Source organism: Acinetobacter sp. UBA3106 (assembly GCA_002365595.1).
In the GTDB taxonomy this organism is placed as follows: domain Bacteria; phylum Pseudomonadota; class Gammaproteobacteria; order Pseudomonadales; family Moraxellaceae; genus Acinetobacter.
Map to the genome: position 1 here is coordinate 1 of DFAM01000010.1, position 12,413 is coordinate 12,413.

Here is a 12,413-nt window from a genome sequence, read left to right on the forward strand (position 1 = left end):
TATTCGAAACACCCCCTTCAACAGAAGGGGGTGTTTTTTTATGTGGGGGATATTAAAAACCTGAGCTCATTATTTAATTTAAGTGGATTGATTTTGATATTATTGAGATATTTCGTTTTATATTTAAAATAAATTATTAATTTATAAAAATATTTATCATTATTTTTTCATTTTTTATCGCAAATATGACTAAAAAATCTTTAAATTTGTATATTTTTTATGTATATCTATGATATAAAAAATAAAACGGCACAAAAATTGCTTATAACGTGTGCTTTTATAAATGACAGTAAAAAGAGTAGGGTAGTATGAAGTTATCGGTTGGATTGAAAGTTGCGAACTCCTTGTCATTGACACCGCAGTTGCAGCAGGCCATTCGTTTGCTTCAATTATCAAGCTTAGAGCTTGAACAAGAAATTCAGATTCAACTTGATAGTAATCCGTTATTGGAAAAAGTAGAAGAGCAATCTTCGATTGAAAGTCTGTCTGCTTTACAAGATCAAGAACGTGAAAATAAAGATTTAACCAATGAGCTGAATGCAAATCATCTTCCTGATGATTTACCTGTCGATACCGATTGGGATGATGTTTATACCCACCAACCGACGAGTCTCGGTTCCCCTGAATATGAAGAGCGTGAAGATAACCGTCAGGGGCATTTAGGTCTAAAAGAACATGTCCTCGAACAAATCAATTTATTGCATTTTTCTTCTGTAGATCGTCTGATTGCGCATTGTATTGTCGATTCTTTAGATGAAAAAGGGTTTTTAGATGCTGAAATTACTGAAATCACATCATCTGTGCAGCATCTACTGGAAACCATGGATTATGAGGATGAAGTAGAAGACGATGAAGTTCTTGTTGTTTTAAAACATATTCAGCATTTGGATCCTCCGGGGGTGGCATCACGTAATCTGGCTGAATGTTTATTGGTGCAATTAGAAAGTTTGCCTGTACATCAAGCTTATCGTTGTGAAGCGATAACTTTATTAAATCATTATGAGTTATTGATTTCGAATGAATTGCCTAAACTGGTCAAACAGACGGGTTTGAATCCTGAGCAATTGAAATGTGCAGTTGATCTGTTAAAGACATTAAAAGCCTATCCGGGAATGGAATTTGAAGAAAAAGACTCGGATTATCAAATTCCCGATGTGGTGGTGATGAAAAAGAATGATCATTGGCAAGTGCAGTTAAACCCGGATGTTATGCCTAAATTACGGATCAATTCTTTTTATGCCAGCATGATTAAACGTGCAGATCAAAGTAACGATAATCAATATTTACGCAATCAAATGTTAGATGCCAAAAACTTTATTAAAAGTGTCGATGAGCGTCATAAAACCTTGTTAAAAGTGGCAACCTGTATCGTAGAACATCAAAAAATGTTTTTGGAAATTGGGGCTGAAGGCATGAAACCTTTGGTACTTCGCGATATTGCTGAAGAAGTTGAATTGCATGAGTCTACAGTTTCCCGGGTGACAACCAACAAATTTATGCTGACTCCGCGCGGCTTATTTGAACTGAAATATTTTTTCTCAAGTCATGTTGCAACCACTTCTGGTGGAGAGGCATCATCCATTGCCATTCGGGCAAAAATTAAAAAGTTAATTTCGGAAGAAAATCCTCGGAAGCCTTTATCTGACAATATTATTGCCAATTTATTAAAACAAGATGGAATTGATGTGGCACGTCGGACTGTAGCTAAATATCGAGAGTCGTTACATATTCCGTCATCTTCTGAACGAAAAGTCTTGATCTAATTTTTAAAATCTGATTATTCTATGGATTCATTATGACAACATAATGAATCTTTTTTCTTTTAAAGGAGTAGTTAAAATGATTTGAAGCGTGAATTGTAAAATTCTAATTTCTGTTATTGGATCATTTTAGCTATGACTTTAACTAATCCTGAAGAAGGTGAGGGATAGAATTATGCAAATAACAATTCGTGGTCATCACTTAACTATTACCCCTGCTATTGAAGATAATATTCGTTTAAAATTTACTGAAATGACCAAGCATTTAGACCAAGTCAATAGTATGCAGGTGAAATTGAGCAAAGATCATCAAGTAGACAAGCGTTCAAGAAAAGGAAGTTTAAATCATATAGCTGAAGCAATTATTCGTGTACCGGGGGCAGAATTGTTTGCACAGGCAACAGCTGATGATATGTATACATCAATAAAAAAATTAACGGAAAAACTTAAAAAACAGTTACATAAGCATAGAAAAATGCAGGTTGCATCTCCTTCTTTGCTAGCATAGTTTTATTTTTGAACAAAAAGAGGTTTTTGATAACCTCTTTTTTTATATATTAAATGTTATACGTTAATGATTTATTTTTCATATTTATAGTAAAATGGCAGGTTTTTACACCGTTGGTCCTATAAGAGGTCTTTGTGATGAATAGTGAACAGCTCACTGAAATTTTAAAAGCTGCTTTTCCAGAGGCTGAAGTTGCAGTTAGTGGGCAAGGCGGGAAATTTGATCTTCGTATCGTAGACGAACAATTTGAAGGCAAACGTCCAGTAGCACGCCAGCAGACTGTTTATGCTCCGTTAAATTCATATATTGCCAGCGGTGAAGTACACGCGGTAACTATTCGTGCAATGACCCAAGAAGAATGGCGTAAAGCAAGCTTATTCGGAGCTTAGAACTAGATGGATAAATTTTTAATTCAGGGCGGTGTTAAGCTCGAAGGTGAAGTGCGTATTTCTGGTGCAAAAAATGCAGCACTTCCATTACTTGCTGCAATGATTCTCCCTGAAACTCCTACCGTATTAACGAATGTTCCAAATCTTAAGGATGTGAACACTTTAGTCAAACTTATTGCAGGCTTAGGTGTTCAAATTTCCTATGAAGGCGATACGGTTAAGGCAGATACATCTACATTAGATAATCAGTTTGCACCCTATGAATTGGTAAAAACCATGCGTGCATCAATTTTGGTCTTAGGTCCATTATTGGCGCGCTATGGTAGTGCAAAAGTTTCTCTTCCGGGTGGATGTGCCATTGGTTCCCGTCCAGTTGATCAACATCTTAAAGCATTAGAAGCTTTGGGTGCTGAAATTGAAGTTGAAGCTGGATATGTGCATGCCAAAGTTGATGGTCGTCTTAAAGGTGGCGAAGTTGTCTTTGATATGGTCACTGTGGGCGGTACGGAAAATATTTTAATGGCTGCTGTGCTTGCTGATGGTGTAACGACTATCCGTAATGCGGCCCGTGAACCGGAAATTACAGATCTTGCGCAAATGTTGATTAAAATGGGCGCAAAAATTGAAGGTTTGGATACCGATACTTTAGTAGTTACTGGTGTTGAAAGCTTACATGGCTGTGAATATGCCGTAGTGGCTGACCGTATTGAAACAGGTTCATATTTGGCTGCCGCTGCAATTACCGGTGGTAAAATTAAAACCACGCATACTGATCCAAGTTTGATGGAATCGGTACTCGAAAAATTCGAAGAAATGGGTGCTGAAGTGACCCGTGGGGATGACTGGATTGAACTGGATATGATGGGTAAACGTCCGAAAGCGGTAAGCTTTCAGACCCTGCCACATCCAGAATTTCCAACTGATATGCAAGCTCAGATCATGGCAGTTAATGCAATTGGTCGTGGTTTTGCAACCATTTCTGAAACGATTTTTGAAAACCGTTTTATGCATGTACCTGAATTGGCAAGAATGGGCGCAAATATTCAGGTTGAAGGTAATGATGCAGTGGTTACAGGTGTTGAAAAACTTTCAGCAGCACCCGTAATGGCGACAGATTTACGTGCTTCTTTCTCTTTAGTTTTAGCTGCTTTGGCGGCTGAAGGTGAAACTCTGATTGACCGTATTTATCATATTGACCGCGGTTATGAAGATGTTGAAGCAAAATTACAAGGTTTAGGCGCCCAGATTAAGCGAGTAAGTTAATGAGCGATATGAGAAACGATGATCCAAACTTTGACGTTATGGGCAATTTTGATCATGGTTTAACTTTAGCATTAAGTAAGGGACGTATTTTAAAAGAAACTTTACCTCTGCTAGAAACAGCAGGAATTAACTTGCTGGAAGATCCGGATAAATCACGTAAATTGATTTTCCCTACGACACATAAACATGTGCGTATTTTGATTTTACGTGCCTCTGATGTGCCGACATATGTGGAAAATGGTGCAGCGGATATCGGGGTCGCGGGTAAAGATGTGCTCATGGAGCATGGTGCGCAAAATGTCTATGAACCGCTAGACTTGAAGATTGCAGTTTGTAAACTCATGACTGCAGGTAAAGTAGGCATGGAACGTCCGAAAGGTCGTTTAAAAATTGCAACCAAGTATGTGAACTTAACCCGTCAATACTATGCCAGCCTAGGCGAGCAAGTGGATGTAATTAAGTTGTATGGTTCGATGGAACTTGCACCTTTAGTGGGTTTGGGTGATTACATTGTCGATGTGGTTGATACTGGTAATACCTTGCGTGCCAATGGTTTAGAGCCACTTGAAGAAATTTGCAAAGTGTCTTCACGTTTGATTGTGAACAAAGCAAGTTTTAAACGTAAACAAACACTGCTTAATCCGATTCTGGCACAGCTTGAAAAAGCAGTTGAAGAACGTGAGCAAGCAAAAAAAGTATAAGTTTTTTTGTTGTTGAGAAACCGTCCTAAGGGGCGGTTTTTTTATTTTGTGATTTTGAAAACGGCGCTTTTAAGTTTAATCAATTTTATCAAAAGTTATTTCCAATAAAATTCATACTTATAGTCGGGACTAGTTACCGACAAAAGCACATAAAACAGGTAAACTAAAGACTCCCATTATTTTCATTGTGGATAAATTGATGCGACGTTTATCGACTCAAGATCAAAATTTCAAACAGGTCTTTGCAGATTTGTTGGCTTTTGAAACTGTGAGTGACCCAGAACTCTTAAAAACCGTAGATCAAATCATTGCTGATGTACGTCAGCATGGTGATGCTCATGTTCTTAAACTCACACAACAGTTCGATCGACATCCTGCGCATCAATTTTCTGAGCTTGAACTGAGTCAGGAACAACTAAAAGTAGCATTTGAGGGTTTAAGCACCGAAGTTCGTGAAGCACTTGAGCTAGCAGCAAACCGTGTACGTGAATTTCACCAAGCACAAAAGCAAGATGGCTGGACCTATGTCGACGCTCTAGGAAATACTTTGGGTCAAAAAGTAACACCGCTGGATCGTGTCGGTATTTATGTACCTGGTGGATTGGCATCTTATCCATCTTCAGTGTTAATGAATGCCATTCCTGCACATGTGGCAGGTGTACCTGAGATTATTATGGTAGTACCTGCACCGAATGGTGATTTGAATCCATTGGTTCTTGCAGCAGCATATTTGGCGGGTGTGCATCGTGTCTTTACCATTGGTGGCGCACAAGCGGTTGCTGCTTTGGCTTATGGTACAGAAACTATTCCATCTGTCGATAAAATTACCGGACCAGGTAACCGTTTCGTGGCAGCGGCTAAACGTGCGGTATTTGGTCAAGTCGGTATCGACATGATTGCCGGACCTTCTGAAATTTTGGTCTATGCTGAAGGCGAGAATAATGCCAAATGGCTGGCAATGGATCTGTTGTCACAAGCAGAACATGACACCGTTGCACAAGCAGTATTTATCACGCCTGATGAACAGCTTTTGAATGAAGTTGCAATCGCGATTGAAGCGCATTTAGAAGCTTTACCAAAAGCTGAAATTGCACGTACGTCTATTGCCAATCGTGGGGCTTTGGTTTTGGTGAAAGGTCGTCAAGAAGCGATTGACTTGATTAACCAGGTTGCGCCTGAACATTTAGAACTTTGCCTGGATGAAGCGCAAGAAATGTCGGAAAGCATTCGTCATGCCGGTGCCATTTTTATGGGGCGTTATACCCCTGAAGCGATTGGTGACTACTGTGCTGGACCAAACCATGTGTTGCCAACATCTGGGACTGCGCGTTTCTCCTCACCGCTCGGTGTCTACGATTTCCAGAAGCGTTCCAGCCTGATTATGTGCTCGCAAGAAGGTGTAAAAACTTTAGCGAAAACAGCAGACGTATTGGCACAGCAAGAAAACTTGGATGCCCATGCGAGATCAGCAAGATATCGTTATCAGTAATTTAAATCTATATTAAAAAAGATATTTCTCTCCCTGTGGGAGAGGTTAGGTGAGAGGCAAATAGAACCTCTCTCTAACCCTCTCCTAAAAGGAGAGAATGTTGAGAATACAAAATGAATGTCACTACAGAACAAATGCGTTTTTGGAGTCCTGAAGTACGTGAATTAGAACCGTACACACCAGGTGAACAACCGAAAATCCAAAATCTTTTAAAACTCAATACCAATGAAAATCCATACCCACCATCACCTAAAGTAGTGGAAGCAGTTCAAGCGGTATTGGCAAATTCAGCAGATGTATTGCGCTTATATCCGGATCCGGATGCAACTGCCCTAAAACAGGCGATTGCTAAACAGCAACATGTTCCAGTAGAAAATGTGTTTGTTGGTAACGGTTCCGATGAAGTATTGGCACATATTTTTAAAGCATTTTTTGTGCAAGAATTGCCAGTGCTCTATCCGGATATTACCTACAGTTTTTATCCGGTTTACAGTCAGTTCTTTGGGGTAAAAACCAAAGTTTTACCGCTAAATGATGATTTTGAGATTTTGGTGGATGATTATAAACAGCCGAATGGCGGGATTATCATCACCAACCCAAATGCGCCGACCAGTATTGATTTAGGTATCGATGCAATTGAAGCAATTCTGCAGGCGAATCCAGATTCAGTGGTAGTTATTGATGAAGCATATGTCGATTTTGGTGCTGAATCAGCGGTGAAATTGGTTGAAAAGTATGACAACTTGGTTGTCTGTCAAACCACTTCCAAGTCTCGTTCACTGGCAGGTTTACGAGTTGGATTTGCGATTGCTCAGCCGCATTTAATCGCTGCCCTTGAAGCAGTGAAAAACAGCTTTAACTCTTATCCAATCGACCGTTTTGCGATTGCAGCTGCTGTTGCTTCATTTGAAGATCAGGAATACTTCGAAGCGCAAAATAAGAAAGTAATTGCCGGCCGTGAAAAGTTAGTGACACAATTGGCTGAGCTTGGCTTTAAAGTCTTACCATCGAGTGCAAATTTCATTTTTGCATCATTACCAAGCAAAGATGCAGCTGAGTTGGCCTCAGAATTGCGTGAACGTGGCATTATAGTACGTTATTTCAATAAACCGCGTATCAACCAGTTCCTGCGGATTACCATCGGTACGGATGAGCAAAACCAGCGTTTGGTTGATACCTTAAAAAACGATATTTTGGCGTGATTTAAATCCCTCCTAACCTCCCTTTGTTAAATGAAGGAATTCCCTCCTTTAATAAAGGAGGGTTAGAGTGGATTTTGCAAACATTATTCAGGTTTATACCAGGTATTGAGTAAATCCAGCATAGCTTTGACCTTATCAAAACATTCCTGATATTCAGCATCACAATCAGATGCAATGGTAATTCCGCCACCGGCCCAAACAGAAACATCATCCTGATATTTTTGAATCGAGCGAATCAAAATATTCCATGAACCTGTACCATCAAAATTAAAATAACCCATCGAACCACAGTAGGCTCCACGTGGAGCACCTTCAAGTTCTTCTATAATTTGCATGGCACGAATTTTGGGTGCGCCAGTGATCGAGCCACCCGGAAGCGCAGACATCAGAACATGAAAAGGATTGACATCTTCCCTTAAAGTAGCAGTGACCTCACTAACCATATGATGGACTTGATTAAATGACTCAATTTCAAAAAGTTTTGGTGTTTTAACCGAGCCTGTTTCAGCATATACACTCAAATCATTCCGTAGCAAATCCACAATCATCACATTTTCGGCTTGGTCTTTTTTAGAGTGAATTAAGCTTTGCTTGGAGTGTTCATCTTGTTCAGCATCTGAATATCGAGGCATAGTGCCTTTAATCGGTTTTGTGGTGATTTTCCGATCTGCTTCAAAATCAATAAACAGTTCAGGAGAACAGCTTAATAATTCAAAATTATCAATTTTAAGATAACCCGAATAAGGTGCATCAGTCAGCTGCCAAAATGCTTCTGCGGTATCTAACAACAAACCTTGTGCCTTAGCTGTAAATTCTTGAGTTAAATTAATTTGATAACAATCACCCGCTCGAATGTAATCTTGCACCTGTTGAAAGGCACTCGCATAGCGTTGTTTATTCCAGCGTGCAGTACAAGGTTGAGTGAGCGAGAAATTTTGATTGCCTTTATTTAGCCTGTTTTTGTTTTGCAAGGCGTCCTGAATCAACTGAAAAATCGTTTCCGCATCCTGCTCATGACTAAAAAACATCCAGCCTTCATTGGTCAGTTTAATATAGCTGTAATAAATGCCTAAAAATAAAGAGGGCTGGTTTTTATGTTGAACGTTGACTTGTTGTTGGGCTGCCTCATCATAACTGATAAAACCGATTAAACCGCCATTGAAGTCAGGAGAATAGTTTTGCGAATAAGGCTTAAAAAAATGGTTTAAATCAATTAATTCAAAACTTTGTTGATATTGGTTTAATGATGTTCTACTAAATTTCTGAATTTTTGTATTTTGTACAAGCATATATTCAGAAGCAAAAAGTGCAATCACAGGTTGTTTCACATTTTTTAAGTAAACCACATGATCAAGATGTGATAGGCATAAAAGTATTTCAGCAGGATTAAGCTGTTGTTTAGTCATCAATTTTTTAAAAAAAACAGGCTTATTCATACGATGTTACTTTATAAAGGCGATACATAGACAAGCTATTCTATAACATTGGTGATGCATAAAAACTGTAAATACCGTTTGTCGGTAACATATGGATTACGACCAATAGCAGTTGAACAAAAAAGGACAGCCATATAATTTAACTAGGGCAAATCAGCTGCTCAAGGAAAGACTCACTATTGTCAAAAAATAAAAAACAATCAGTGAAATCGAGTAGTTAACAATCAAAAAAATAATACTCTTGGGAGAGTACAAGATGAAAAACTTTACTAAACTTGCTTTAGTTTCTTCAATAGCAATTAGTGCAAATGCTATGGCAATGCAAGCAATGGATGATGCTTCATTGGGTGCTACAACTGGTCAAGATGGTATTAACATCGGGATTGGTATTTCTAAAATCACTATCGATAAGTTATATGTTCATGATAACGATGGTTTGTCATCATCTGCAAAAAATACTGTGAATGGTACGAAATTAGTAATCGATACTTCTACTACTCCACCTACACCTGGTTTTGCGGCAAACGCACTTGTTTCTGAAACACCAATTGTTGGTGGTACTGGGAATGCTGGTGCAATTGTTGTTAAGGGTTTGACAATTACTGCAAATACAGATGCTTTACTAGCTTCACATAATTTGGCTGATTTACAAATAGATAGTGATGGAGGCTCAGGTACTGGCAACTCGGCATTCATTAATATTGCAGCTCAAGTGTCTGGCTTGAACATTCAAATTGGTGAGGTGGGTGTAACTGCATCAAATGCTGTTCCAACAACTACTGCTACATCAATCCGTCGTGGTGGTAAAGATGATGCGGGTGCAGGTCAAAACTACAACAAAATTTTATCTGGTTTGACAATTAAAACAGGACAATTGTCGGCGAATATTCAAGTAGGTGCAGCGCCTCAAGGTGCAATGGTTAAATTAAATACCGTGATGAAGGGTGGTCTTGAAATTACCAATCTAGGTATTTTAGATAATTCAACTAAGCAAGGTAATGGTGATGGCACTACAGGTAACCGTGCAGCTGGTGAAATCTTTGTTGGGAGTATCAAGGTTGCAGATGCAAACTCTAATGATTTGACTATTAAACAGGATATTAGCGTAATTGGTAAAGAAGGTGCGGATAATGGTTATATCCGTATGATAAGTTCATCAGGTCCAATTGATAACTATGTAAAAACTATTAAATTAGGTAGCCAATCTGCTGGTTCTATTGGTGATATTGAAGTACAAGGTCTTCAAACTTACTGGAGTCCAAGCATTGGTGTTTACAACCAAGGTTCTGTAATTACGATTGCTGGTCGCTAATTCTGGATTGAAAAAAAGCGCGTGAAATCACGCGCTTTTTTTTACAAAAATAGTGTGAAATTTTTCAAAAAAACTAAAAAAAAGCTGTTTTTTTTTATAAAAAAGGTTATCTTCCTTTTTACATGGATGTAGAGCATAAGCTCTAGAAAAATAATGAACACTGGCACGTCATGCCGATAACTAGAAAAGTTAAAAGATATGTTAGAGATCGCACTAGGCTCGGCATTGATGTATTACGCTGCCAAAGAAGCCTTTGAAATTAAGAAGAAACCAGCGGAAGCTGTGTATTACACTGAAACTTTAGATTCTCGCCAAGATTCATTCACTCGAATGCATAGAGAGCCCGTCCTTATTAAACCTGCTGTAGAAGATCAATTTAGGGGTATTGTACGTCAAGCCTATGATTATAGCTGTGGATCGGCTGCATTAACGACGTTATTGAATGGTTATGTTGATGTTGGTGTGAATCTGACAGAACAACAAGTTATGAATGGGTTGCTTAAATTTGGTGAAACCGAGAAAATTGTCGAAAGACGTAGTTTTTCTTTACTTGATATGAAACGCTTTGTGGCTGCAATCGGTTTTGAAAGTGGGGGGTATAAAGGCGAATTATCCGATTTAATTAAACAAGGTCAACCAGCCATTGTGCCAATTTCCTATGCAGGATTTAAACATTTCGTGGTTTTTAAAGCATATAAAAATGGACGCGTGTATGTTGCAGATCCGGCGCTAGGCAATATCAGTTTTGATGAGCAACGTTTTAAAGATATCTGGGAAAACAATACCCTGTTTTTGATTAATGTCGCACCTGAACAGAGAAAAAATTTATTGACACTGCGTGATTCAGATTTGCGGCATGTCGAAGATGCTACTGTGAATCGCTATGCTTTTGTTGATATGCAATATCCACAATTTTATATGGAAAAAATTGCAGATAAAGCTTCAACGATTCGTTTGGATAAGAACCTGAATTCAGAATCAGAGCAGTTTGGTGAGCCAACATATAATTTCTTACGTCTTTATTACAAAAGTAAATAACGTATAAAAGTAGCGGATTAAAAAAATAAAAATGGTGGGATGGAATATGAATCGTAAATGGATGAACAAAACTTTATTGGCTTTGAGTGTTCAAATGGCAATAGGGATAGTATATGCAGCTGAGGAACCAGCACTTGGAGAATATGAAGTTGTAGATCAACAGGAAACTGAAGTTGAATCTACAGCACCACAGCCTACAAATGCGCAAACGGTAGCAGCCGTAAATGCTCAAGTAGAAGAGCCGTCACTTGGTGAATATGAAGCTGTTGATGAACAGATTGATGAGACGACAGTAACCTCACCAGCAGAGAATGGTGCTACTACTCAATCACAGTCAGCCGATGCACAATCACAACCAGTCGATGCACAATCACAAGCTTCTTCTGCATTACAACAGCAAGAAGGCGACGCAAGTAAAGAAGCGAATCTGCAGGAAGTGTTTACTTCAAATGAAAGACAATATTCATTAATTAAAAAAGGTGAAATCTCATCTTATTATGATATTGATTATACCTATTATCGTGATACACAAATCGATGCTGAAATGTCTAAAGGTCAGCTCTATCAGCTTCGTGTTCAAGAAAATGCAACTCATACTGTTACCAATACATTTACTGCACAGTACGGCATTTTAGATAATTTGACTTTTAGTGCGTCATTACCTCTAGTTGCTAAAACAGACTTATTAAAAGATACCTCTACCGCAGGTTTAGGTGATATTTCTTTTGGCGCACGTTGGGAGCCATTTCCATTAAAAGCAGGCAGATTGCCGCTGATTTTATTTGGTAATGTTTCAACCAAAACGGGTGATAGCCCTTATGAAATTAATGCAGCTGATGACTTAGCAACGGGTAAAGGTTATTACTCTGCAGGCATAGGTGCAAGTACACGTAAATATATTGATCCCGTTGTACTTTTCGCATCCGTTTCTGCCAATTATGGTTTTAAGGAAACCGGACTGAACCAGCGCCGTGGTACACGCGTGATTGATGAGTTTGAACCTGGAGTCAGTGGTGGTTTTGCTTTAGGCTTTGCTTATTCATTTAATTATGACGTGTCTATGACCATGTCATATCAGCAAAGTTTTAATACCGGTTCGGAATTTACTTATACTTCGGGTGAAAGTTATTCACCAGCAGATCAGACCAGTTCAACTTTGGCAATTTCATTGGGTGTTCGTGTTTCACCTGAGACTATTGTCAATGGAACTGTGGGGATAGGGTTAACTGAAGATGCACCAGATGTATCTTTAGGTTTGTCTTTCCCACTTGATATTTTAGGTTTCGGTAAGAAACTACGCTAAGAGGGCAGTCGT

General features: G+C 38.7%; 11 protein-coding genes. 10 read left to right on the forward strand and 1 reads right to left on the reverse strand.

The window, feature by feature from the left end; genetic code table 11:
* The first annotated feature begins 308 nt into the window (after window positions 1-308).
* The 7 genes from B4C48_RS03660 to hisC all read left to right on the forward strand — a co-directional run bounded on the left by B4C48_RS03660 (window position 309) and on the right by hisC (window position 7,312).
* Complete coding sequence (locus B4C48_RS03660) at window positions 309-1,763, forward strand: RNA polymerase factor sigma-54 (protein WP_291354266.1); 1,455 nt, start codon at window positions 309-311, stop codon at window positions 1,761-1,763.
* 172 nt (window positions 1,764-1,935) lie between these two features.
* On the forward strand, window positions 1,936-2,268 hold the full coding sequence (hpf, locus tag B4C48_RS03665) for a ribosome hibernation-promoting factor, HPF/YfiA family (RefSeq protein WP_291354267.1): 333 nt from the start codon (window positions 1,936-1,938) through the stop codon (window positions 2,266-2,268).
* Between the two features lie 137 nt (window positions 2,269-2,405).
* A complete protein-coding gene (ibaG, locus tag B4C48_RS03670) occupies window positions 2,406-2,657 on the forward strand; it encodes a BolA family iron metabolism protein IbaG (protein WP_291354268.1) in 252 nt (83 codons plus the stop codon).
* Between the two features lie 6 nt (window positions 2,658-2,663).
* Complete coding sequence (murA, locus tag B4C48_RS03675) at window positions 2,664-3,920, forward strand: UDP-N-acetylglucosamine 1-carboxyvinyltransferase (RefSeq protein WP_291354269.1); 1,257 nt, start codon at window positions 2,664-2,666, stop codon at window positions 3,918-3,920.
* Window positions 3,920-4,621, forward strand: a complete 702-nt coding sequence (gene hisG, locus B4C48_RS03680) for an ATP phosphoribosyltransferase (RefSeq protein WP_291354270.1) — start codon at window positions 3,920-3,922, stop codon at window positions 4,619-4,621. The genes murA and hisG overlap by 1 nt, the downstream gene beginning before the upstream one ends.
* Window positions 4,622-4,808: 187 nt before the next feature.
* On the forward strand, window positions 4,809-6,110 hold the full coding sequence (hisD, locus tag B4C48_RS03685) for a histidinol dehydrogenase (RefSeq protein ID WP_291354271.1): 1,302 nt from the start codon (window positions 4,809-4,811) through the stop codon (window positions 6,108-6,110).
* Window positions 6,111-6,223: 113 nt separating this feature from the next.
* Window positions 6,224-7,312 carry a histidinol-phosphate transaminase gene (gene hisC / locus B4C48_RS03690; RefSeq protein WP_291354272.1) on the forward strand — a complete coding sequence of 363 codons (1,089 nt, stop codon included), beginning with the start codon at window positions 6,224-6,226 and terminating at the stop codon, window positions 7,310-7,312.
* A gap of 83 nt (window positions 7,313-7,395) precedes the next feature.
* On the opposite strand, the gene B4C48_RS03695 is transcribed toward hisC, so the two are convergent.
* Entirely contained in the window at window positions 7,396-8,748 is a 1,353-nt protein-coding gene (locus tag B4C48_RS03695) for a chorismate-binding protein (protein WP_291354273.1), read from the reverse strand.
* A gap of 256 nt (window positions 8,749-9,004) precedes the next feature.
* Here B4C48_RS03695 and B4C48_RS03700 point away from each other — a divergent pair, with 256 nt between their 5' ends.
* The 3 genes from B4C48_RS03700 (at window position 9,005) to B4C48_RS03710 (ending at window position 12,401) form a co-directional block, all read left to right on the forward strand.
* Window positions 9,005-10,060: a DUF6160 family protein gene (locus B4C48_RS03700; RefSeq protein WP_291354274.1), complete on the forward strand. Its 1,056-nt coding sequence runs from the start codon at window positions 9,005-9,007 to the stop codon at window positions 10,058-10,060.
* 198 nt (window positions 10,061-10,258) lie between these two features.
* Complete coding sequence (locus tag B4C48_RS03705) at window positions 10,259-11,098, forward strand: C39 family peptidase (protein WP_291354275.1); 840 nt, start codon at window positions 10,259-10,261, stop codon at window positions 11,096-11,098.
* 46 nt (window positions 11,099-11,144) lie between these two features.
* The gene (locus B4C48_RS03710) at window positions 11,145-12,401 is read left to right on the forward strand and encodes a hypothetical protein (protein WP_291354276.1); all 1,257 of its coding nucleotides are present in this window, start codon (window positions 11,145-11,147) and stop codon (window positions 12,399-12,401) included.
* Window positions 12,402-12,413 lie beyond the last annotated feature (12 nt).